We start from the raw sequence: 20,346 nt of genomic DNA on the forward strand, positions 1-20,346 counted from the left end.
GGGATGGTGCAGCGACCGGGGAGGGGTTTTGCAGGCATTCAGGATTGTTTTGCAGATTTCGTGCAGGCACCCGTTCTCGACTGGTGCGTGCGCGAAGGCGCTGCTAGGCGAGCAACAGGTCCAACGACAAACCGATTTACGCGATGATCAAACGTCTCCGCATCGTGGCGCTCTGGCCGATGGCGCTGCTTCTGGTCGTCGTTGCCGCAAACAGCAACGAACCCTATCTGGTCCATCTTCGTGGTGCGGGCCAAGTGGTTCTGCTGGTTGTGAGCGCCGGCGTTCCCATTCTGCTGCTCCGGTGCGGTGCATGGCGCGAGGGCAGGGTCGCGAGCCGGATTCTGCTGCTGCTCTGGTGTATGCCGCTCATAGCCTTCGTCGCTGCGCAGACGTCATTTGCCTGGCGCAAATACGAGGTGCTGACGAGTGATGCTGCGGTCGCGCGGCTGCTCGGCGCGCATTTCGTGGTCGGCTATGCCGCGCCGGAGGAAGCCGCGGTGCTGGCCGAGCGAGGACTGATTGGCGGCGTCTATGTGACCCGTCACAACGCAAGCGGGCGGACGGCTGCCGAACTGAAGGCCGAGATCGCGGCGCTGCAGGCGAGGCGCGCCGGCGCAGGCTTGCCGCGCCTCATCGTGACTGCTGATCAGGAGGGCGGTATCGTTGCGCACCTGTCGCCGCCATTGCCGCACGAGGACGCGCTGTCCTCGCTCGCCGATCTCGCGCCGGAGCGGCGCCGCCGTGAGGCCGGGGCGGTCGGCCGCCGCCAAGGCGCAGCGCTGGCGGATGTCGGCGTCACGCTCAACCTGGCCCCGGTGCTCGATCTTCGTCCGGACCGGCAGCATATTCGTTTCGACTTCAACACCCTGATCGGCCAGCGCGCGATCGCCAGTGATCCCGCCGTCGTCAGCGAGATCGCGACCAGCTACATCCACGGGCTTGCGGCCAGCGGGGTTGGTGCTGCCGTGAAGCATTTCCCGGGCCTTGGGCGGGTGACGGCCGATACGCACCAGTTTGCAGCACAGCTGCAGACGCCGGTTGCTGAGCTCGCGGCTTCGGATTGGCGCCCGTTCCGCGAGGTTCTCAAGGAGACGCAAGCCGTGCTGATGGTCGGCCACGTCAAGCTCGAGGCCCTCGACCCGAAGCGGCCGGCGTCGCATTCGAAGGCGGTGCTCGATGGTCTGATCCGGCAGAGCTGGAACTATAACGGTATCATCATCACCGACGATCTCGTCATGGGCGCCATCTATGGCGGCGACGTCTGCAAGGCCGTGGTCGAAGCGCTGAACGGCGGGGCCGACCTCTTGCTCGTCGCTTATGACGGCGCGCAATTCTACCGCATCTTCGGCTGCGCGCGACGGGCGCTCGAACAGGGACAGCTCGATTTCGCCGCGTTGGCGCGCAGCGAAGAGCGGCTGCGACGCCGGCACCTCAGCGAAGCGGATTAGCGTTGCCCGTTGCCGGTCCAATCGCGCCAGGACACGCGCGACAGGCTGCGCAGATCTGTGCCGAGCGGCCGTCGGGTCTGGCGTTCGTGCTGGGCGAGCACCTGTTCGGATTCACGGATTTTGGCTTGAAGGTCCGAAAACTGCCGCTTGGCCCGTTCGAGCGCCTTGGCATCCGAGCTCTCACCGATCGTGAAGCGTGCGGTTTCGATCTGCCTCAACGCCGCACGATTCTTCTTGAGCTGTGCGCGATGCCAGGCGATCCTGCTGTCACTGTCCGCAACCATGCTGAACTCCTCGGTCGTTCCAAGAGTAAACAACGCAGCGGTGATTCGCGACATTTTCGCCCCTCATCGAGCGCTCCGATCAAGGACGTTCATCTCGCCGGGCTCGACAGATACACGGGAAACTGGGATGGCCCTGCCGGCTGTGCCGGACCGAATCGCCAACGCGAGCGCGTGATGTGGAGTCGGCCGATCCTCCAGGAACATCCATCTGGCCGCCTCGCTTGGATCGGACGGCTGAAAGGTGATCGCGGTCGGCGCGAAAGCAAACGAGAAGCTGTCGAGTGCGCGCGACAGACCCTCGCCGGTCGCCTTGATCAGCGCCTCCTTCAACGTCCAGAGACGGAAGAAGATCATCGCCCGGTCCGCGGCGGGAGCAGCCCGCATGAGGGCAACTTCGCTTGCGCTGAAATAGCGCTCGGCGATGTCGAGGCTGGCGTGCTTGGGCGCAATCCGTTCCACGTCCACCCCGATCTCGGCGTCATAGCCGACGGCGCAGGCGACAAATCCCCTGGTGTGCGACAGGTTGAACTTGAGGCTCCCATATCCGAGCCCCGGCGCGATGCGCGGCTTGCCAAATTGCTCGCTCGCGAACTGCCAAGCCTCCGGCGCCAACGGAGCTGCGTGGCTCAGCGCCTGCCGGAGCAGCCAATGCGCGGCGAGGTAGATCTCACGGTCGGCGTCGAAGTAGAACCGGTCGGCGCGCGCCAGCTCCTGCGCGTTCAGGCAAGCGCGCCAATGGGCCAGCAGTGCTGGCGGAGCAGCATCGACTTCCATCAGCCAGAGGCGGATCTCATTGCATTTGGCGGTCATGCGTTCTGCCTGATCAGCGCGGGGCTCGGACGAAAATCAGGCATCAGGGTGACCGTCAATTTTGGACCGCGGAGCATCGCGTCATTTGTCGATGCCGGCTTGCTCACGCAACCGATCGATCAACTCCGATGCTTTCGCCTTGGTCAGTTGCTTCCCACTCGGGTCTGGCGCGTGCGCCTGCTCGCTTTGAGTTTTCATATAGGGCGCCTGGGCGCCGGTCATTGGGTCGCGCCCTGAAACCCAATCGTCAGGGTCTTTCTTCATATTGTCAGCCATATAGTTCTCTAATTGTATCAGGGCCCGAACGGCTCCGACGACCGATTGTTCCTGATATGTTCTGGCGTCGATATACTCGCTTTACAGAGACGCCGCCGATACGGACAGTTACAGATCGCGCGACTCTTTGAAACCTGGAAGACTACTATCCACTTTTGATCAGGAGGAAGTGCGAAGTAGCAATGGCGAAGGCATCCAAGCTCGTTGCGGTCAGACGCGGCAAGGTTCTCCTGGTTCGGCGGCGAGTCGACGGTCTGTGGATGTTTCCCGGCGGCCGCAAGCGACCTCGCGAGACGGACAAGGCATGTCTCAAGCGCGAGATCAAGGAGGAGCTGCCCAAGCTCAAGCTTGGCCGTCTCAGGCTCTGGAAGGAGGTCACGGCCAAGAACAAGCGGTCCGGGCGGAGGATGAGTGATGCCATCTTCATCGCCAAGTATGCCAAGGGCCGGCTCGAGATCGGTGATACCAGGGAGCTCGATCGCGCCGAATGGCAAAAGCCGCGTGGCGTCCGCCTGACCCCGACTTCGCGCTACATCTGCGACCGTCTGTTTCCGAAGCGGGACAATTAGATTAGTAGCGCCGGTGATTGGAAGGCTTGCAAGCCGCAGCAGGATCAGACCTGATGGGCCCGCTTGGAGACCTGGCCCGGCGAGGAAAGGCCGGAGATCGATGGCGACAGAACCGGGCGCGTCGGGCGTTTGGAGCGATACCAGCACTGAAAATTGAAGACCGAACCGACCACCAGCAGCGGCGCGGCCGCGATCAAGGCGAAGAACGGCGAGAGCGGTTTCGGCGTGATCATTTCGAGCACCATCTCGGACGCCATCCAGACGGTCGCGAACACCACGGCGAAGTCGAGCGCCGGGATCCGCAGCCAGTACAGCACAGCCGTGACGAAAATGGCCGGCGCCAGGGCCGGGCCGATCATATAGACGTTCAGCTCGGGCGGCGTCAGGGCATCGAGGAGCATCGAGGCCAGGAGCCACAGGCTGACGAACATCACTACGGCGTCGACATGTCTCACGCGCCACCTCCGCTGTGACAATTGGGCGCATGAATTTGTCAGGCTTGTGACCCCCGCCGTCAAGTGTCCGCGTGCCGCTTGCGGCTATGGTGCCCGATTTGTCAGCATCCGAGGCGCAAATTGGCCTCCGCTCCGGAACATCTGGGCCCGACCGGCGTTGAGAGTTCATGTCAGACAAGACCCCAATCCGTCCGCCACGGATCCTGACGCCCGAAGAACGCCGCGCCCGCGATGCGGCGCGCAGGGCCGATGCCGAGCAGGCCATGCGCGAACATCAGGAGGCCCAACGGGCGTTTAATGCCAACCGCGAGCGGCTCAGGGCCGAACGCTTGGCGCGCGAGGCACAGAAGGTGGAGTAGCCCGTCACCGTCGGCCGGTCAGCGGCTTCGCATCACGTTGGCCATGCGCAGGAAGGCCTGGTCGAGCAGCGCGCGCATCTCTGCCGGCAGTTCGCAATCAGCCATCGCAGCCCGCATGCACATCATCCATTCGTCGCGCTCGGCCTCACCGATCGGATAAGGCCGATGCGCCGACATGATGCAACGGTGCGGGGTCCGATCGAAATAGAGCGGGGGACCGCCGAGCCAGCCGCTCAAGAATTCGAACAGCATCTGCTTGATCGGGCCGAGGTCCTCGCCATGCATGGCGCGGATTCGGCCGGCGTCGGGACTGCTGTCCATGATCTCGTAAAAACGATTGGCCAGCCGCCGCACGACGGCCTCGCCGCCGATCAGTTCATAGGGCGTGGCTTCGGGAATTGCGGCATTGCTGGTCGCGTCGGTCGCTGTCATCACGTCTCTTCCCGGTCGGTCCAGATCGGACCCAATAGGCCGCAGGCGGATGATGCGTTGATCTGCATCAATCCGTGCCAACTCATCGCAACCGGCGATATTGACGTGGCTTTCAGCGGGCCAGGGCAGGCGTGCATCCGAGGCGTCTCATTCAATTGCAGGCAAACAAAACCGCTCTCGCGGCGCCGTCGGCGTCCGAGGTGAATCCATGAAACCTTCCGTCCGAGACGGAGGGCGCAGGGAATGCCGGGTGAAGGCCTCACCCATGGCCCGCCTGCAACAAGAAAAGCAGGCGGCAGTCACCACAGGATCAGCCGGATCATCCGGCATTCCCTGCGCGATGGCTTTACGGCTTATACGTGATCTCCCTGGTGCACCGGGCTTTCTGGCCACCATGCGCGACAACGCACCGAGGCGCGTTGCGCGGGACACCAGCGTCGGGGTGTCAGGACCACACGATTTCGCCGTCCGCTGCTGCGTCAGTCGTCTTGCGCAGATGCGCCTGACGCAACACCGTCCATCGCAGCCCGCCTCTACGTATCGTGACGACGCGTACGCCCCTCGCGCGAGGCGGGATGCGCAGATGAAAACATGATTTCTGAAAAAGCGAAATAGAAATATTTGACGCTGAGGACGCAATTGGCGCGACCGCGTTGATACGGTTGTCGAAATAAGTTTTCCCGCGCAACGCCGATGAGGCCCGCGACGGAGGAGTTACGATCTCAAGATTTCGAAACGCGCCTGTCGGGCAAACCACCTGCGGCGCCCCAGGCCCCATCGGGCGTCGTAGCTTGAGGCGTGCCCGCCGAGATGACCGGCAGCTACGCCTTCCATAGGTACATACGTAGCGGCGGTCATGCGATCCGCCCGTCTTACCCGCATGTACACGTCGTCGTTCATAACGCGCCAGCGTGCCGATCATCGCCGCGTTTCAAACGGCTGTCGAACTACCTCCAGGTGCTTGATTGATTGTTCTTTGTTTGTTCTAATTCGTTCCTCTGAGACGGAGGTCGACATGCAAGGCCGATGGTTCGATGACGAAACGAATCCCCCGCCATTTCTGAAAGCCCTCAACGAGGTGCGGCGCCAGGCCGGGCGAGAAGGGTGGTGCTACCACCACGTCCAGGCGATCATTGTCGCGATCGACCAGTATGCCGAGGCTGCGACAGGAAATCGCGAGTACTTCTGGAATAAGCCGCATTCAATCGGTGGCAGCCGCAAGCGCGGCGATGTGCCTTAGCGGACGTGATATCCGTTCCACTCGCGGTGCTCGTTGTCGACAAGCATCTTGCTTCGGCAATCGCACGCAGCGGCTCACTATGTCTGTCGCGCTTGGTCGTGTAGCAAGACCGTCGGGCGCGATAAGCGGTTTCCTGGTAGGAAGGATCATCGTTCCTGCGGCTCGGGCGCGTGATGATCGCTCCGAAAATTCTGCCTTCCTTGCTGATGGCCGCAGGCTCCGGGTTGCTGGCCTGACGCAAAGACCATCCTGGATGCCTTGATAATGTCGCAGCTGCGCCGCGCAGGAGAATTTTGCGCGACTAACTTCTGGTCCTTGGTTTCGCGCTGATCGCGATCTCGGGCTCGATGCGCGCGATCAACCGCCGCCGAAATTGGAGGGGTCGAGATTTCGGTTCTGCTCGGGAGGGATCGGCTGATAGCCGGGAAACTTGTACCACCCAGGTGGGATCGCGCCTGGAATCGCGCCGCTCGGGACCGGACGCGCGACGGTATGATGGCGTGCCCGGGCGTGATGTGCCGGCGCGGCCTCAGCAGGCTCGATCAGGCCGATCAAAGGACCCAAAGCAAAAAACAATGCAAATGCCCGATACATCGAACCGGCTCCGGACGATAGCTTCGGCTCCAATGTAGGAACATCGCCGCGGTGCTCCAATCCTCAAGGGGACGTCATAACCCGTCACATCGTCGCGAATGGGAGTTGTCGACCCGCGCTCAAGGCAGCATCAGAGCGGGCTGCGAGTTCAACGCTCGAAAGCCGCCCGTGTCCTGACATCGCGCGGACGGCGACAGACCTGCCATGCAACATGTGGAGGATAGCTGCAGTGTCGCTCATCATCTTGGTTCAGGACGCATTAATCGGCGTCTGGCAAGGTCCCGTTCGATAGAACACGGAAGCGAAGCGAATGTTGAAAGACGGCGACTATGCCGCTTGGTTCAAGACGCCTGCCGGTGAGGGAACCGGCACTGTGCATCTCGATACCGGCAGGATCTCGGGTCGCGACAGCATCCTGACCTATGCCGGATCCTATGAGACCGACGGCGAACGCTTCACCGCGGTCATCCGAACCAAGCGCCATACGCCGGGCCATCGAACCGTGTTCGGTGTTGATGACCTGACCCTGCGGCTCACCGGACACTGCAAGGACACACTGGCTGTCTGCACCGGCGCGGCGGACGAAGTGCCCGGCATGCCCTTCGAGGCGACGCTGATGCGATCGCAGGGCGAGGAGCCCGAGCCGCGGCGGGAGTGGGCCCCCGTCAAATTCGATCCCGACCGGCTGCCGAAACCACCCTCAAGGTAGCAAGATCGGCTCGATTGCGCCGGACCTTGTCTCGCGTCTGATCTCGCCACACTGCCCCCATGAGCGCCGAGCCGGCACGGCGATCGGTCGCATCGACGAGAGCGCAGCGGAGCTGCTGGCGTCGCCATTACGTTCACCCCTGCAATCGTTCTCCTGACGCCATGTGATGGGGCCAACTCGTCCCGACGTCGCAACGGTATGGTGAAGTTTGGGTTAGCCTTTGCACGGGTTCTTAACGCGCCCGAGCTATTTTTGACGATGGGGGGCATATTCAGGATCGGGGTGGGGCCGTGGATTGGCTGCTTTGGGTGCCGCTCGGGCTGACTGTCATGTTGGCCTGGTGCAGTTGGTCGATTGGACGTTCCTATTACGAGAGGGGACGCATCCAAGGGATGCGCGAGGCTGCGCAGCAGATTCGATTGGGGATGACATCGCAGCTCGATCAAGGTGCGATCCCCAGCGATCTGGCGAAGGCCGAAGTCGCGTTGAAGATTGTCCTGGACGATGCCGCGCGACGGCAGGATCTGCCTCCCGACACCATCCACGCGCGGCTGTGGGCTTTGGGGGCGGCCTTGGGAGACGCCTGCTGGGTCAAGGGCCATGCCGCAGGCGTTAGACGTAAGGCTCCCGCAGAAGGCCGAATCCGGCTCGACCTTTCTCTCGTCGAAATGCTGCAACTGGGAGGCCTCGCCAATTTCGGTTTTCAGCACATGATGCCGAACGTCCGGCTGATCGATGCCCGCCGGTTTGCCGACAAGAACGATGCGATCGAGGCGTCACGTTCCCTGAGCCGGTTGGAAGCCGCCCTTCCAAGGGACTATCGTCCCGACCTTCTGGATCATGCTCGCATGCGCGAGGATCTGATCAATGATTGGTGGCGACCGCGGGCGATCGCGTAGTTGGCCGAGCGTGCGCGAACAGGCGCATCGCGCACAGTGCTCGGTACTCATTAGTTGAGGCAGATGGCATCATTCAGCGACTCCTCGCTGTGCTTCCTTCCGCTATGCCCAGCCTCAACTGATAAAACGAGCTGTCACGCGGCAACCCCGACTGCGGGGAGCGCCGCACTAGCCTCGCCGCTGCTGCAGCGTCAGTTTCGCGTCTCACCGCTGTTCGCATCCGGCCACCAACATCGCGCCCCCGATTTGCGCCGACGGACTGCTCGAACACCGTGGCGACCAGACGATCGCCGCGGCGAGGCAGAGCGGGGCCAGCATCACGAGCAGCACGAGCAACACGGTGCGGCTTTTCGTCCTGGTCTGTGATTGCATCGACAAGCTCCGAGATCACGCAGATGGCGTGCCCCGCCGCTGCCAGCCCTGTGCAAGCAATCGCGCGCGACACGCCTCTGGAGACACGCTGCCGACAGGGTATTTTCGGGACGATCTCGTTTCAGGACGTAAGTGATTGTTAAGTTGAATGAGGACGCTGGGTTCGAATCCAAGGGCTCGCGATGAGATCCGACATGATCTGTCACGATCTACGGGCGAAGCGGTGGAGCGTCCCGGAGATCGTTCGATGCATATGTGTAGGAGACCGGTCCGGAGCGCAGGTGTCTGTTTGGCTGCGCTCCCGCGAGATCATGTCCGTCGCAAGCGTTTCAAACGGCAAGCGATATTCCCGAACGGCTGCCTGCATTGGACCGCATCCGCTCGCGCGTCCCCGACAATCTCGATTGCGTCACCCGACACGGTTCACTGGCCCTCGCGGAAGTTAGAGATCGCGGACCATGAAAGCGGTGTCCCGGCCTTTCCAGTTGGTGCGATCGGCGAGCGACCAACCGAGCCGCGCATAGAATCCGGCTGCCTCCGTGGTGTAGAGATGCAGCCGCGGAAAGCCGCGCTGTCGCGCTTGATCCTCGATCGCCCGAACCAACACAGCGCCCGCACCCTTGCGCCGATGCTCCGGGACGACAAACAGGCCTGCAAGCCATGGCGCGACATCGTGGTTCGGCTCGATCTCGGACTCGACCAGGAGGCAAGTTCCTATCAGCTCACCATCGGCCTTCGCCCCCAGCGCGACACCGTGGCTCTGATCCGAAGCAAACAGCTCCAGCGACCTCAACTCCTGCTCGAAGGTCGCTTCGAGCACTGAGAAGGCGTTTGCACGCCATCGCGCGCAGATCGCCAGCTCAGGGGTGCCTGGCGCCACGACGAAGGTCTGAACGTCCGTCATTTGATCCCTCTCTCCCTCCCGCACAGTCGCATTCGTCTCGGTCGCCCAGGAAGCGATGTCAATGACAATCTGGCGCGCACAAAGCGCGTGCAGCCGCGAAGAAGATATTTAAGAACGAATCCAACATCCAGTTTTTGAATCCGACCTACAATTGTATTTCTGTCATAAAGCAATGATTGCGAGTTGCGTCTGGAGGGTGTTAAGAGATTTTGTTTCTATCTGTTTCGGGTGGGCTCTCATGGGCATGAATTTGGATGCTCCTATCTACTTGCAGCGACAGGGATATTTGTCGCCGGCCAGGAATAGGATTCTGGATATCGGTCCCCAGACCATCTATTTCGCACGGCCGGAACAGATCAGGGAAATCGTCGAGCGGCAGGGCGTGTCAGCCTCGGACACGGCAACCGTAGAGCGCCTCGTCTATTTCTCGACGCCGCGTCCGGGTGAGCGGACCACCATGCTGTCGGAAATCACCGACCTGGCCAATATCGAATATGCGTCCATCGACGTGTGTCCTGGCCTGAAGAACACGCACATCCTGGATTTGAACTTCGATGTGCTGCCGGACGCGCTTCGCGGACGCTACGATGTCGTTTTCAATTTCGGGACAACCGAGCACATCTTCAACCAGTGGAACTGCTTTGAAGTCATCCACGATGCCTTGAAGGTGGATGGGGTCGTCTACCATCAGCTGCCGGCCAGCGGGTATCTCGATCACGGATATTTCTGCTATACGCCCTTGTTCTTCCGGGAATTGGCGGCCGCGAACGCCTATACGATCGAGCAGATGATCGTAACGCACGCGGGCGAAAGCAGGATCGACGAACTCGGCCTGCCATCGCTGGACGGCGAGACGCTATTGAAGCCAGCCGGTCACTTGAATGGAAACAATCGCATCCCTGCGCTGAACATCCATGTCATTCTGCGCAAGACAATCGACGCGCCGTTCCGCGTCTCCCTCGAGATCGCGACGGCCCACTCCGTTGCCGACCGGAAGATGTTGAGGCGTTACCGGAAGGGCGGCAATCGCACCATTCCGTTTGTAAATCGGTTGGGTCGGTTCTTCACGTCAAACGGCCGATGAAGCGGATCCGGCGATCGAAGGCGCGATGGCGGGACATCTGCCGCTATTTGTTGCGGTCGGTTTGCACCCTGGGTTAACGACCGAGCGACGTGAGAGGTTTTATGGACTTTGGTTGGTGAGCGCGCTGGGGCTCGAACCCAGGACCCCGTGATTAAAAGTCACGTGCTCTACCGGCTGAGCTACGCGCTCGCTCCCAAGGCTAGACCGACGGTGAGGTCGTCGGGCCCGGTCGTCTGCAGTCCGCCATCTCAACGTCGGCGGTGCTCCGGCGGTTCAGCGGCTCCTTGCGGGAACGGCACCAGCCGCGCCCAAAGCCGGTCACGGCCGTTCGCACGCGCTGTGTAGGGGGCAGGGCGGTTTCGGTCAATAGGGCTCGCGGGCAAACCACAGGGGCAGTTGAAGGGCTCCCCTGTGAGCCGCGGGTGCGAACGAGCGCGGCAACGGCCCATATTCTCAGCGCTCCGTGTCGAAGCTCACCCCACCCAGCTCTCATCGCGAGCGAGGGCAGCCGAACCCTCCCCTCCAGGGCAGGGTAGTCTGGCCGGCGTCGCGCGATTCAGGGGAGCGGCCCCGGCCGTGGACGGCCGAGCGCATCAGGGCGGCACGGCTTAGACCTTCTCGGCGACCTTGCCCGCCGGCTTCTGCGCGACCAGGGCGGCGAGCTCCGGCACATAGACCGGGCGCAGGCCGATCAATTCGGCGGTGCGCACCGCGCTGTAGCGCCAGAATTCGAAGGAATTGAGCCGCGACATCTCCAGGACCGCGATCGCTACCGCCGACAGGAACGGCAGGCTCTCCAAGATCAGGACGGCCGCGAAGATGTAGAGCTCGGTGATCTGGTAGGTGTTGGTGCCGATCAGGATGCCGGCGCCGATCAGGAGCAGGGCGCCGATCACGGCCTCCCAGAACGCCTGGAACTCGATCGACATCCGCGACAGCCCGCCCTTGGAGGTCCGGGCGAAGGCGATGTGCTCGGTGATGAGGCCCTGCGCCACCGCGCGGGAGACCGTCCATTGCACGCTCATCGCTGCCACCATCGCTCCCAGCATCTGCCACGGCCCGATCCTGACCCGCAGCCGGTACAGGATGAGAAAGTGGGCGAGCGAGACCACGAAGGCGGCGATGATCGGGATGGTCAGGATCTTGTCGGGAATGGCGATGCCGGCGAATGCGACGATCGGCACCCAGATGAGGTTGAGGATCGCGACCACCACGCCGAGGCTTTCGGCGCCGAGCCAGTTCAGCCAGCCGAGCAGAAACTCGCGCTTCTGGTCGCGGGAGAGCCGGGTCTTACCCGGCAGGAAACGCCGCCAGTGCTTCTTGACGATCTGGAAGCCGCCATAGGCCCAGCGGTGGCGCTGCTTCTTGAAGGCTTCATAGGTGTCGGGCAGCACGCCGCTGCCATAGCGGGTGCTGGTGTAATGGGTAGTCCAGCCGAGCTCCTGGATGGCAAGGCCAAGATCGGTGTCCTCGCAGATCGTGTCGCTCGACCAGCCGCCGGCCATGTCCATCGCCGCACGGCGGATCAGGCACATCGTGCCATGCACGATGATCGCGTTCGCCTCGTTGCGCTGGACCATGCCGATGTCGAAGAAGCCGGCATATTCGCCGTTCATGATGTAGTGCATCAGCGACAGGTCTTCGTCGCGATGCTCCTGCGGCGCCTGCACCAGGCCGACCGATGGATCGGCAAATGCCGGCACCAGGTCCTTCAGCCAGTTCTTCTCGACAACATAGTCGGCGTCGATGATGCCGATGATCTCCGCATCGGCCGCAGTGCGGTCCATCGCGATGCGCAGCGCGCCGGCCTTGAAGCCCTTGACCTTCTCGGCATTGATGAACACGAAGCGCTCGCCGAGCATGCGGCAGTGATCCTGGATCGGCTGCCAGAACGCGGGATCAGGCGTGTTGTTGATGATGATCACGCATTCGTAGTTCGGATAATCGAGCTGCGCCAGCGCATCGAGCGTCTGCTTCAGCATCTCCGGCGGCTCGAAATAGGCCGGGACGTGGATCGAGACCTTCGGACAATAGCCTTCCGGCGCGGCCTTGGTGTTCTCGGCGACCTTGTCCTTGGTCAGCAACCGGCGCGGCGGATGGCCGAAGGCAACCGCCGCGATCTCCTCGATCCGCGCCATTGCGATCAGGATCAACGGCACCAGCAACGTGAGGCCGAGGGTCAGCGCGAAGGCCGATCCCCAGACGAAGTAATGCACCGCCCAATAGGCGAAGATCGTGGAGACCCAGGCGCCGACGGCATGCGCGGCAACAGCCAGCACGAAGGCCTGCGGCATTGTCGCGCGCACGATCCGCAGGATCGGTAGCGACAGCAGCACGCCGACGAGCAGCGCAATGGTTGCGAGCTTCCAATAGTCGGGATTCACGATCGGCCCGGTCCAGGAGAATTTCGGCTCGCGCGCCGCGTTGAGCACACCCCAATACGGCCCGACGCCACCCTCGAAATATTTCCAGGGCTGATCGATCGCCTCGACGATGTTGTATTCCATGCCGATGGCCGAGGCCTGGGCCAGGAAGTTGCGCAGAACCTTTGCCTGTCGAAACGGACCCGGCACGGCGGGACCACGGTTGTCGCCGCTACGGTTGTAACCCTGGCTTGGCCAGCCGAATTCGGCGATCATGATGCGCTTGCCGGGGAACTGCTTTTTCAGGAGCTGATAGCGGTCCACCGCCTGATCGACGGCCTGATCGTCGGTGAAGAACTCCCAATAGGGCAGCACATGCGCGGCGATAAAATCGACATTGGAGGCGAGTTCGGGATTGTCGCGCCATGTGTTCCAGACATCGCCGGTGGTCACGGGCACGTTAACCGATTTCTTTACACGCTTGATCTTCTCGATCAGCTCATCGACCTTCTGCGTCGCCGTGAGGATGGTCTCGTTGCCGACCACGATGCCGATTACATTGCTGTTGTGGCGGGCGAGATTGATCGCGGACTGGATCTCCCGCTCGTTGCGATCGGCATCCTTGTCGATCCAGACGCCGAGCATGACCTTCAGCCCAGCCTCAGCCGCGAGCGGCGGCACCACTTCAACGCCGCCGGTCGAGGTGTAAAGCCGGATCGCGCGCGTCATTGTGGCCAGCTTCTTCATGTCCTCCCGAATGCGTTCCGGCGGCGCAACCGTGTCGATCGTGGGTGACCCGGTCCCTTCGTGCGGATCGTATGACATGCTTTGCAGCAGGCCGGTGAAGTCGGGGGCCTGCTGCTTTTCCTGCAACAATCCCCACAACGCGGCATGAGCTGCAGTGACGAACAGCAGGACGGCGACGATCGCGCGCATCGATGAAGCAACCATTCCGGGGTCAGGTGACAGGACGAAGCGAAACTGTCCGCTGCTGTCCCACCCCGCGGGTGCGATCGCCTGGCAAACCCGTCAGCGAACGTCGATTGGGAAAGGACACCAGAAACCTACTCGTCTCGTGCGGTTCCGGCTCAGGCACGTTCTGTGAGCGCTAACGTGTTCCGAGAGCATCATGACCCCAAGACCGCTACCGCTCAAACGCTGAACAGGACCTGAACCGCGGCGCGAGGTTCGACCAGCACGCCCGCGATTTCAAGAACAATACTGCGACGCTAACCCGCCGAATTGCCCTTGCTCCTATGGGCGCGGCGCATACGCCGCCGAGCCCGCTATTTCGCCGGTGGCGGGGAGGGTTGCCCCTGCGGCGCCGGCGGCTGTGCCGCAGCGCCTGCGCCTGGGGACACCGCCTGCGGAGCCGGCGTTGTCTGCGGAGCCGGGGTCGGCGCGGCTGCGACTTGTGGTCGCGCGTCCGGATTGATCCAGCAGGTGTGGACGTGGTTGCTCAGCGAGTTCTGCACCTTCGGGTCGATCTGCGCGATGAAGCGCGTCAGGCAGCGGAACGCGGCCTGGACGTGACCGCCCGGGCAGCCGAACCGGTCGTACAGGTCGAGATGGCGAAATGCGGTATCGAGGTCGTCATTATACATCAGCTGGACGACGCGACGGCCGAGCCAGACGCATTCGGGATTGCCGGCGGGGCCGCCGTTGAGCGCCTGGGCCGCTTCCGCGAACTCGTCGACCTTGCGCTGATTCTCCTTCGAGAGGTCTGCCGGATTGGCGGCCTGCTGCTTGTTTTGATCCTGGCCATGATTGTCACCGCCGCTCTGGGCGATGCTCGCCTGGCTTCCCATCAGCAGGACGAGCCCGGCGGCGGCGAGATGGCGCACGATCGAAACCTTGAACTGAAGCACGCGTCGACCCATAAATTCCCCGATAGTTGCCTTCATGCCGTCCCGCTGCGGCCGCAGTGTTGATGCCGATCAAATGGGTCCCGAATGCGGCGGGTGGTTGATTCCGACTGCCGCATATCGTTCCTCAAGGATGGCATTGCGAAGCGACCGCTTGCCGAATGCCAATGACCGGAATCGCGGATTTTGTCCAGCAATGCCACAGCCTAATCGGCGCATCCTCGCCGCATCGTAAAGGCGCGGCCCGGGCGGCGGGACCGAACGCCGCAGGTGCGTCTCCAGCACCAGGTCCGGGCACTAGGTCCTGGCACCAGGTCTTGGCACCAGGTCTTGGCAGACGGCCAGCAACCGGGTAAGCACCGGTCCCCTGGCTGGAGAATGGAACTGAAATCTCTTCGCACACCGCTGGCGCTTCTGCTCATATCGCTGGGTGCAATCGCTGCCATGTGGTGGTGGCTGGCCACGCCCATCAAGCTCGCGCGCGCCCCGATCGAACCCGCCGCCAAGCTGCAATGCGTGTCCTATGCCCCGTTCCGTGGCGCGCAGACCCCGCTGGATCCGACCACCTATATCGACGCCGATCAGATCGAGCAGGATCTGACGCAACTCGCCAAGATTTCAGAATGCGTCCGCACCTATTCGATCGAGAACGGTCTCGACCAGGTGCCGGCGATTGCAGCCAAGGTCGGCATCAAGGTCATCCAGGGCATCTGGCTCGGCAGCAACAAGCTCAAGAACCAGGAGCAGATCGCGGTGGCGGTCAGCCTGGTGAAGCATTATCCGCAGGTCATCACCGCCGTGGTGGTCGGCAATGAGGTCCTGCTGCGGGGGGAAATGACCACCGCCGACCTCGCCGCGATCATCCGCAGCGTGAAGGCGCAGGTCACCGTTCCCGTCACCTATGCCGATGTCTGGGAATATTGGCTGCGCAACCGCGAACTGTACGACCTCGTGGATTTCGTCACGGTCCACATCCTGCCTTACTGGGAGGATTTTCCGGTCCGCGCCAAGTTCGCGGCAGTCCATGTCGATGCCATCAGACGACAGGTCGCGGTCGCGTTTCCGAACAAGGAGATCCTGATCGGAGAGACCGGCTGGCCGAGCGAGGGACGGATGCGCGAAGGTGCGCTGCCGTCGCGCGCCAACCAGGCCCGTATCGTCTCGGAGATCCTCGACCTCGCCAAGCGCGAGAATTTCCGGGTCAACCTGATCGAGGCCTATGACCAGCCCTGGAAACGCCAGCTCGAGGGCACGGTCGGCGGCTATTGGGGCCTCTTCGACGCCGCCAAACGGGTCTTGAAATATCCGCCCGGAGAGCCCGTCAGCAATTATCCGCTCTGGAAGTTGCAGATGGGCGGCGGGATGATCTTGAGTTTTGCCGTCTTCCTGGTTGGCTGGCTCACCGTCCGCGGCAGGCCTTGGGCTCCGCATTGGTCGGCCTGGCTGGGCGTTGCGGTCTCGGCAACCTCGACCGGCATCCTGTTCGGGATCGCGGCGGACAAGATGTTCTACGAGAGCCTTGGCGTCGGCGGCTGGGTGCACTGGGGCGCGCTGCTGGCGGCCGGGGTGTTGGCGCCGCTGTTCGGTGCGAATGCCGCCATGGCCGGCCGGCCGCTGCCGACCTTCCTCGACTTGCTGGGTCCGGCCGACGGGCGCAAGCATACGCTGGCGACCTATCTGCTTGGCCTGATGCTGGTCGTCACCGTGCTGATCGCGGCAGAAACCGCGCTCGGTTTCGTGTTCGACCCGCGCTACCGCGACTTTCCGTTCGCCAGCCTGACCATGGCGGTGGTCCCGTTCGCGCTGCTGCTCGGCAATCGCCCCGTGCAAGGGCCACGACCGATCGCCGAGGCGACCTTTGCCGGACTGCTCGCGGCGTCCGCGATCTATATCCTGTTCAACGAGGGCCGGGAGAACTGGCAGGCGCTGTGGACCTGTGCGGCCTACCTCGTGCTTGCCTTTACGCTGTGGCGGGCGCGGGCCGCGCAAAGCCCAGAATGAGCAAGCCGATCGCAAGGCCGGACAGCACGATATTGTAGAGCACGATTCCGAGGCCGGCCGCGATCACGCCGCCGGTCAGGAGCACGATCGACGGCCGCATCACGTGCAGGATCGCGATCACCAGCGCCGTTCCGCCGAACACCGAACTCTTGAACAGCGCAGTCGCCACCAGCCGCGCCTTGCAGATCGTGGTCTGCAAGCCTGCGTCGCAGGCGAGTGCGACAGTGGAGAACTCGATCGCGAGATAGCGCAGATAGAGCGCGTAGCCGACGGTGGCGAAACCGACGATCAGGAGCCATTGCACCTGATAGGGCGTGAGGCGGAACGGGGTCTTCTTCATGCGCGGACTATGCTGCGGAAAGGTGGCGTGGACAAGGGCCGAAAGGACTTGCCGGACTGCATCCGCAATCCGGCCGAGATCCTTGAAATGCCGGCACTAATCGTGATCAGGAACGCCGGAAGAAGGACGACAGCGTCGATGATTCCGCCGGCGGCGGGGCGGCGGCAGGAGGCGGCGGCGCCGGCGGGGGCGGCTCCTCGCGTGCTGCACCGTGATGCTGCTGCGGTGGCGGCGGCGGGGCTGCGCGACGCCGCTGCGGGTAAACCGGCTTCGTGGCTGTCGACGCGGCGGCCGGCTTGGCGGCATCGGGCTGGTTGGCGTCATCGCTGCGAATGGCGAGGCGCTGGCCGTCATAGACGGTGGTTTCACAAGCCCGCTGGCTTTCTGCAAGATTGGCGCAGATCCTCGCGGCCGCCGCAGCGTCGGCGAGCGGCCCGGCGCCGAGCCGGAGCTGCATCCCGAGGCCGCTGTTGCCTTCCTTCACGATGATGATCGGACGGAGCGCCGCAAGCTCCTTGTGGCTCTTGGAGAGACCGCGCCACAGCGCACGCAGGCCGTTCAGCGAATTGGCCGTGCCGAGATCGACCGCGAATTCGGTCTTCTGCACGGGGGTCGCGCCAGCATTGGTGTCGGCTGCGTCTGTCGGCTTGGTGTTCTCGGCATCGGCTGCAGGGGCCGGCTCGACATTCGCCAGCTTGTCCGGCCCGGCCGGCTTGCCGGCCGCCGAATCGGACGGGGCAGGCGCCGACTTGGCCGCGAACAATGAGGCTGCGGCCGATGTCGTCGGTACATTTGAACCAGCTTGGTTCGGTCCTGGGGAAGAGCCGGCAGGCATCTGTGCGTGAGCGGCCTGGACTGAACCGGCGCCGGGCTTGCCGCCCTCGGCGCGAAGAGGCTCAGAAACGCCGGGCGCGCCCGAAGCGACAGGCGCCACCGTCGGCGCGCCGATCACGTTTGCCACGGTCGGACCGCTCGCGGCAGCCGACGCCGATAAGGCCGCCTGTACAGGGGGAGGACTCGCCGCCGGCTGTGGCTCGGCAGATGCCACCACGGCTTGCGACGTCTTGCCGAGAATCGGAGCCGCCGCCGGGCCGGAACTCTGCTTGGCGAGCGCGCCGGTAACGGAATCCAGGCTCTGCTCCAGCACGGTGACTCGCGCATAGAGCCGATCGCGATCGTTGTTCAGGGTTTCGATCGCGGAAGCGAGCTGCCGCTGCTCGCTTTGGCTGTCACGGGCCAGCGACTGGATGAGTTGCGTCTGGCGCGCCATATCCGCTGCGGAAACGCGGTCGCGCCGCCACCCGAGAGCCGCCTGGTTGGCAAGTACGGCAACCACAACAGCACAAAGCGCCGCTGCAGCCCACCAGCCGATCCGCCACAAGGTGCGGCGATCGAATGCATTCTCCTCGGCAAGCAGTCCGGATAGTGTGCCGCCGGTTTTGTCAGCCCCGAGAGCACCGGCCTTTTTGTCGGAGTCCTTTACCATTCACCTGCAGCCCTGCCGAATCACGCCGGAACATTAACAGGAAAAGCACCGGTGGCCTTCGCCGGTACGGTTTGCTGCGAACAGAAAACCGCTTTAAGACGGCGCAAAATCCCGTGTCCCGCAACAAGGTGTCTCATGACCGCTCGATCCAGTCTCACAATTGTGCTCGCGGCAGGCGAGGGGACGCGGATGCGGACAACTCTGCCGAAAGTGCTGCATCCGATCGCAGGCGAGACCTTGCTGGCGCATGTGCTCGCGGCCGCCCCGAAGGGCGCGGGCGCGCGATTGGCGGTGGTGATCGGTCCTGGGCATGATGCCGTCGCACAAGAGGCCAAGCGACTGCGCGGAGATGCCGACATTTTCGTTCAACGCGAGCGGCTCGGCACCGCGCATGCGGTGCTCGCGGCGCGCGAAGCGATCGCGCGGGGGGCCGATGATCTGCTCATCGCCTTCGGCGACACGCCCTTGATCTCGGCGGAGACCTTCGCACGGCTGCGCGCCCCCCTGGCGCAAGGTGCAGCCCTTGCGGTGCTTGGCTTTCGTGCGGCCGATCCGACGGGTTATGGGCGTCTCCTGCTGAACGGCGATCGCCTGGTTGCGATCCGCGAGCATGCGGATGCGAGCGACGAGGAGCGCAAGGTCACCCTGTGCAATGCCGGCGTGATGGCGTTTGACGGCGCACGCGCGCTCGAGATCCTGGACAAGATCGGCAATGCGAACAAGAAGGGCGAATATTATCTGGTCGACGCGGTCGCGATCGCGCGCGAGATGGGACTCGATGCCGTCGTGATCGAAACCTCGGAAGATGAAGTGCGCGGCGTGAACACCAAGGCGCAGCTTGCGGAGGCCGAGAGCGTGATGCAGACCCGACTCCGCCGTGCCGCCATGGATGCCGGCGTCACCTTGATCGCGCCGGAGACGGTGTATCTCGCCGCCGATACGACGTTCGGCACGGATGTGACGATCGAACCGTTCGTTGTGATCGGCCCCGGCGTCTCGATCGGCGATGGTGCCGTGATCCACGCCTTCTCACATGTCGTGCAGTCTAGCATCGGCCGAAACACCTCGGTCGGGCCATATGCGCGGATGCGGCCGGGCACCTCGCTCGGCGATGGCGCGCGGATCGGCAATTTCGTCGAGACCAAAGCAGCTGTTCTGGAGGAGGGTGTCAAGGTCAACCACCTCTCCTACATCGGAGATGCCGAGGTCGGCGCCAATACGAATATCGGCGCCGGCACCATCACCTGCAACTATGACGGCTTCCTCAAGCACAAGACCATGATCGGCAAGGGTGCCTTCATCGGCACGAACTCATCGCTGGTCGCGCCGATCAAGATCGGTGCGGGCGCCTATATCGGCTCAGGCTCGGTGATCACGCGCGACGTTCCCGACGACGCGATGGCGCTCGAGCGCAGCCAACAGACCATTCGCGAAGGCGGCGCTACGCGCTATCGCGAGGTGAAATTGAAGGCAAAGAAGGCCAAGACCAAGGAATAGGAGGCCGCGTCTAATCCTCGCCGTCCTCGAACTCCGAGAACATCGCCCGGGTCAGGCGCCACCCACGCCGCGTCGAATGCTTGATTGGCTCGCTGGTCTTGTGCTTGATGGCCATCGGCTTCAGCTCGCGGCCCATGCTCGGCGGTGGCCAATGGGCGAGATGGCTGCCGGTGTCGTGTGCATGCAGTGGGCTGGTGCCTTTGGGGTCAGGCCATTTGCGATCGGTCATGGGACAGCCTCCGTGCCCGCATTGTTTGCCCAAAGCCTTGATGGCGCGTTAAGGCTCGTGCGCGGTTCGGCGGGTTAGGCTTTCCACTTAACCCTGTCGCAATCCGCAATAATTATTGAATCCTGAATGT

Annotated in this window: 22 protein-coding genes and 1 tRNA gene; 9 read left to right on the forward strand and 14 right to left on the reverse strand. The window is 63.2% G+C overall.

The window, feature by feature from the left end:
* The first annotated feature begins 143 nt into the window (after positions 1-143).
* Positions 144-1,448 (forward strand): glycoside hydrolase family 3 N-terminal domain-containing protein, encoded by a 1,305-nt coding sequence (locus QXZ85_RS19065; protein WP_316174631.1) that lies wholly within the window; start codon positions 144-146, stop codon positions 1,446-1,448.
* Here QXZ85_RS19065 and QXZ85_RS19070 read toward each other — a convergent pair.
* From QXZ85_RS19070 to QXZ85_RS19080, 3 genes are all read right to left on the reverse strand, one after another.
* Positions 1,445-1,732: a hypothetical protein gene (locus QXZ85_RS19070; RefSeq protein WP_315704059.1), complete on the reverse strand. Its 288-nt coding sequence runs from the start codon at positions 1,730-1,732 to the stop codon at positions 1,445-1,447. The genes QXZ85_RS19065 and QXZ85_RS19070 overlap by 4 nt on opposite strands.
* Before the next feature lie 63 nt (positions 1,733-1,795).
* Complete coding sequence (locus tag QXZ85_RS19075; RefSeq protein ID WP_315704058.1) at positions 1,796-2,542, reverse strand: 4'-phosphopantetheinyl transferase family protein; 747 nt, start codon at positions 2,540-2,542, stop codon at positions 1,796-1,798.
* Between the two features lie 81 nt (positions 2,543-2,623).
* Positions 2,624-2,818: a DUF3072 domain-containing protein gene (locus QXZ85_RS19080; RefSeq protein ID WP_315704057.1), complete on the reverse strand. Its 195-nt coding sequence runs from the start codon at positions 2,816-2,818 to the stop codon at positions 2,624-2,626.
* A gap of 182 nt (positions 2,819-3,000) precedes the next feature.
* Between QXZ85_RS19080 and QXZ85_RS19085 the strand changes: the two genes are divergently transcribed.
* The gene (locus QXZ85_RS19085) at positions 3,001-3,387 is read left to right on the forward strand and encodes an NUDIX hydrolase (RefSeq protein WP_315704056.1); all 387 of its coding nucleotides are present in this window, start codon (positions 3,001-3,003) and stop codon (positions 3,385-3,387) included.
* Between the two features lie 44 nt (positions 3,388-3,431).
* Here the strand turns inward: QXZ85_RS19085 and QXZ85_RS19090 are convergent, their stop codons facing one another.
* On the reverse strand, positions 3,432-3,818 hold the full coding sequence (locus QXZ85_RS19090) for a hypothetical protein (RefSeq protein ID WP_409977501.1): 387 nt from the start codon (positions 3,816-3,818) through the stop codon (positions 3,432-3,434).
* Positions 3,819-4,009: 191 nt separating this feature from the next.
* Between QXZ85_RS19090 and QXZ85_RS19095 the strand changes: the two genes are divergently transcribed.
* On the forward strand, positions 4,010-4,201 hold the full coding sequence (locus QXZ85_RS19095) for a hypothetical protein (RefSeq protein WP_315704054.1): 192 nt from the start codon (positions 4,010-4,012) through the stop codon (positions 4,199-4,201).
* Positions 4,202-4,219: 18 nt separating this feature from the next.
* Here QXZ85_RS19095 and QXZ85_RS19100 read toward each other — a convergent pair whose 3' ends face one another.
* Entirely contained in the window at positions 4,220-4,633 is a 414-nt protein-coding gene (locus tag QXZ85_RS19100; protein ID WP_315704053.1) for a group II truncated hemoglobin, read from the reverse strand.
* Positions 4,634-5,648: 1,015 nt separating this feature from the next.
* On the opposite strand from QXZ85_RS19100, the gene QXZ85_RS19105 reads away from it, so the two are divergent.
* The gene (locus QXZ85_RS19105; RefSeq protein ID WP_315704052.1) at positions 5,649-5,873 is read left to right on the forward strand and encodes a hypothetical protein; all 225 of its coding nucleotides are present in this window, start codon (positions 5,649-5,651) and stop codon (positions 5,871-5,873) included.
* 357 nt (positions 5,874-6,230) lie between these two features.
* Here QXZ85_RS19105 and QXZ85_RS19110 read toward each other — a convergent pair whose 3' ends face one another.
* Complete coding sequence (locus tag QXZ85_RS19110) at positions 6,231-6,467, reverse strand: hypothetical protein (RefSeq protein WP_315704051.1); 237 nt, start codon at positions 6,465-6,467, stop codon at positions 6,231-6,233.
* Between the two features lie 310 nt (positions 6,468-6,777).
* Between QXZ85_RS19110 and QXZ85_RS19115 the strand changes: the two genes are divergently transcribed.
* Positions 6,778-7,176, forward strand: coding sequence for a hypothetical protein (locus tag QXZ85_RS19115; RefSeq protein ID WP_315764206.1), 399 nt, complete (start codon positions 6,778-6,780; stop codon positions 7,174-7,176).
* 308 nt (positions 7,177-7,484) lie between these two features.
* Positions 7,485-8,075 (forward strand): hypothetical protein, encoded by a 591-nt coding sequence (locus tag QXZ85_RS19120; protein WP_315728942.1) that lies wholly within the window; start codon positions 7,485-7,487, stop codon positions 8,073-8,075.
* A gap of 204 nt (positions 8,076-8,279) precedes the next feature.
* Here QXZ85_RS19120 and QXZ85_RS19125 read toward each other — a convergent pair whose 3' ends face one another.
* Together QXZ85_RS19125 and QXZ85_RS19130 are read right to left on the reverse strand one after the other, a co-directional pair.
* The gene (locus QXZ85_RS19125) at positions 8,280-8,447 is read right to left on the reverse strand and encodes a hypothetical protein (protein WP_315704048.1); all 168 of its coding nucleotides are present in this window, start codon (positions 8,445-8,447) and stop codon (positions 8,280-8,282) included.
* A 442-nt stretch (positions 8,448-8,889) separates the two neighbouring features.
* Positions 8,890-9,351 (reverse strand): GNAT family N-acetyltransferase, encoded by a 462-nt coding sequence (locus QXZ85_RS19130; RefSeq protein WP_315704047.1) that lies wholly within the window; start codon positions 9,349-9,351, stop codon positions 8,890-8,892.
* 238 nt (positions 9,352-9,589) lie between these two features.
* On the opposite strand from QXZ85_RS19130, the gene QXZ85_RS19135 reads away from it, so the two are divergent.
* Positions 9,590-10,435 (forward strand): hypothetical protein, encoded by an 846-nt coding sequence (locus QXZ85_RS19135; RefSeq protein WP_315767830.1) that lies wholly within the window; start codon positions 9,590-9,592, stop codon positions 10,433-10,435.
* Between the two features lie 113 nt (positions 10,436-10,548).
* Here QXZ85_RS19135 and QXZ85_RS19140 read toward each other — a convergent pair.
* The 3 genes from QXZ85_RS19140 to QXZ85_RS19150 form a co-directional block, all read right to left on the reverse strand.
* Positions 10,549-10,624 (reverse strand) — tRNA-Lys (locus tag QXZ85_RS19140).
* 419 nt (positions 10,625-11,043) lie between these two features.
* Positions 11,044-13,734: a glycosyltransferase gene (locus QXZ85_RS19145; RefSeq protein WP_315767915.1), complete on the reverse strand. Its 2,691-nt coding sequence runs from the start codon at positions 13,732-13,734 to the stop codon at positions 11,044-11,046.
* A gap of 350 nt (positions 13,735-14,084) precedes the next feature.
* Entirely contained in the window at positions 14,085-14,678 is a 594-nt protein-coding gene (locus tag QXZ85_RS19150) for a beta-1-3, beta-1-6-glucan biosynthesis protein (protein ID WP_315704045.1), read from the reverse strand.
* A 363-nt stretch (positions 14,679-15,041) separates the two neighbouring features.
* On the opposite strand from QXZ85_RS19150, the gene QXZ85_RS19155 reads away from it, so the two are divergent.
* Positions 15,042-16,664, forward strand: a complete 1,623-nt coding sequence (locus QXZ85_RS19155; protein ID WP_315764211.1) for a beta-(1-6) glucans synthase — start codon at positions 15,042-15,044, stop codon at positions 16,662-16,664.
* Here the strand turns inward: QXZ85_RS19155 and QXZ85_RS19160 are convergent.
* Both QXZ85_RS19160 and QXZ85_RS19165 read right to left on the reverse strand, forming a co-directional pair.
* Positions 16,624-17,004 carry a hypothetical protein gene (locus QXZ85_RS19160; protein WP_315704043.1) on the reverse strand — a complete coding sequence of 127 codons (381 nt, stop codon included), beginning with the start codon at positions 17,002-17,004 and terminating at the stop codon, positions 16,624-16,626. The two genes, QXZ85_RS19155 and QXZ85_RS19160, sit on opposite strands and share 41 nt — an antisense overlap.
* 106 nt (positions 17,005-17,110) lie before the next feature.
* Positions 17,111-18,490: a hypothetical protein gene (locus QXZ85_RS19165; RefSeq protein ID WP_315742200.1), complete on the reverse strand. Its 1,380-nt coding sequence runs from the start codon at positions 18,488-18,490 to the stop codon at positions 17,111-17,113.
* A 135-nt stretch (positions 18,491-18,625) separates the two neighbouring features.
* On the opposite strand from QXZ85_RS19165, the gene glmU reads away from it, so the two are divergent.
* Complete coding sequence (glmU, locus tag QXZ85_RS19170; RefSeq protein WP_315742199.1) at positions 18,626-19,987, forward strand: bifunctional UDP-N-acetylglucosamine diphosphorylase/glucosamine-1-phosphate N-acetyltransferase GlmU; 1,362 nt, start codon at positions 18,626-18,628, stop codon at positions 19,985-19,987.
* A gap of 10 nt (positions 19,988-19,997) precedes the next feature.
* On the opposite strand, the gene QXZ85_RS19175 is transcribed toward glmU, so the two are convergent.
* A complete protein-coding gene (locus QXZ85_RS19175; RefSeq protein ID WP_315704040.1) occupies positions 19,998-20,216 on the reverse strand; it encodes a hypothetical protein in 219 nt (72 codons plus the stop codon).
* Positions 20,217-20,346: the final 130 nt, after the last annotated feature.

The organism is Bradyrhizobium sp. SZCCHNGR1005, assembly GCF_032489995.1.
GTDB lineage: Bacteria > Pseudomonadota > Alphaproteobacteria > Rhizobiales > Xanthobacteraceae > Bradyrhizobium.

Bases quoted from the DNA above. Each gene is read 5' to 3' on its own strand.
- QXZ85_RS19065 (WP_316174631.1), top strand. From the start codon at position 144: ATGATCAAACGTCTCCGCATCGTGGCGCTCTGGCCGATGGCGCTGCTT.
- QXZ85_RS19070 (WP_315704059.1), bottom strand. From the start codon at position 1,732: ATGGTTGCGGACAGTGACAGCAGGATCGCCTGGCATCGCGCACAGCTC.
- QXZ85_RS19075 (WP_315704058.1), bottom strand. From the start codon at position 2,542: ATGACCGCCAAATGCAATGAGATCCGCCTCTGGCTGATGGAAGTCGAT.
- QXZ85_RS19080 (WP_315704057.1), bottom strand. From the start codon at position 2,818: ATGGCTGACAATATGAAGAAAGACCCTGACGATTGGGTTTCAGGGCGC.
- QXZ85_RS19085 (WP_315704056.1), top strand. From the start codon at position 3,001: ATGGCGAAGGCATCCAAGCTCGTTGCGGTCAGACGCGGCAAGGTTCTC.
- QXZ85_RS19090 (WP_409977501.1), bottom strand. From the start codon at position 3,818: ATGTTCGTCAGCCTGTGGCTCCTGGCCTCGATGCTCCTCGATGCCCTG.
- QXZ85_RS19095 (WP_315704054.1), top strand. From the start codon at position 4,010: ATGTCAGACAAGACCCCAATCCGTCCGCCACGGATCCTGACGCCCGAA.
- QXZ85_RS19100 (WP_315704053.1), bottom strand. From the start codon at position 4,633: ATGACAGCGACCGACGCGACCAGCAATGCCGCAATTCCCGAAGCCACG.
- QXZ85_RS19105 (WP_315704052.1), top strand. From the start codon at position 5,649: ATGCAAGGCCGATGGTTCGATGACGAAACGAATCCCCCGCCATTTCTG.
- QXZ85_RS19110 (WP_315704051.1), bottom strand. From the start codon at position 6,467: ATGTATCGGGCATTTGCATTGTTTTTTGCTTTGGGTCCTTTGATCGGC.
- QXZ85_RS19115 (WP_315764206.1), top strand. From the start codon at position 6,778: ATGTTGAAAGACGGCGACTATGCCGCTTGGTTCAAGACGCCTGCCGGT.
- QXZ85_RS19125 (WP_315704048.1), bottom strand. From the start codon at position 8,447: ATGCAATCACAGACCAGGACGAAAAGCCGCACCGTGTTGCTCGTGCTG.
- QXZ85_RS19130 (WP_315704047.1), bottom strand. From the start codon at position 9,351: ATGACGGACGTTCAGACCTTCGTCGTGGCGCCAGGCACCCCTGAGCTG.
- QXZ85_RS19135 (WP_315767830.1), top strand. From the start codon at position 9,590: ATGGGCATGAATTTGGATGCTCCTATCTACTTGCAGCGACAGGGATAT.
- QXZ85_RS19145 (WP_315767915.1), bottom strand. From the start codon at position 13,734: ATGCGCGCGATCGTCGCCGTCCTGCTGTTCGTCACTGCAGCTCATGCC.
- QXZ85_RS19150 (WP_315704045.1), bottom strand. From the start codon at position 14,678: ATGGGTCGACGCGTGCTTCAGTTCAAGGTTTCGATCGTGCGCCATCTC.
- QXZ85_RS19155 (WP_315764211.1), top strand. From the start codon at position 15,042: ATGGAACTGAAATCTCTTCGCACACCGCTGGCGCTTCTGCTCATATCG.
- QXZ85_RS19160 (WP_315704043.1), bottom strand. From the start codon at position 17,004: ATGAAGAAGACCCCGTTCCGCCTCACGCCCTATCAGGTGCAATGGCTC.
- QXZ85_RS19165 (WP_315742200.1), bottom strand. From the start codon at position 18,490: ATGGTAAAGGACTCCGACAAAAAGGCCGGTGCTCTCGGGGCTGACAAA.
- glmU (WP_315742199.1), top strand. From the start codon at position 18,626: ATGACCGCTCGATCCAGTCTCACAATTGTGCTCGCGGCAGGCGAGGGG.
- QXZ85_RS19175 (WP_315704040.1), bottom strand. From the start codon at position 20,216: ATGACCGATCGCAAATGGCCTGACCCCAAAGGCACCAGCCCACTGCAT.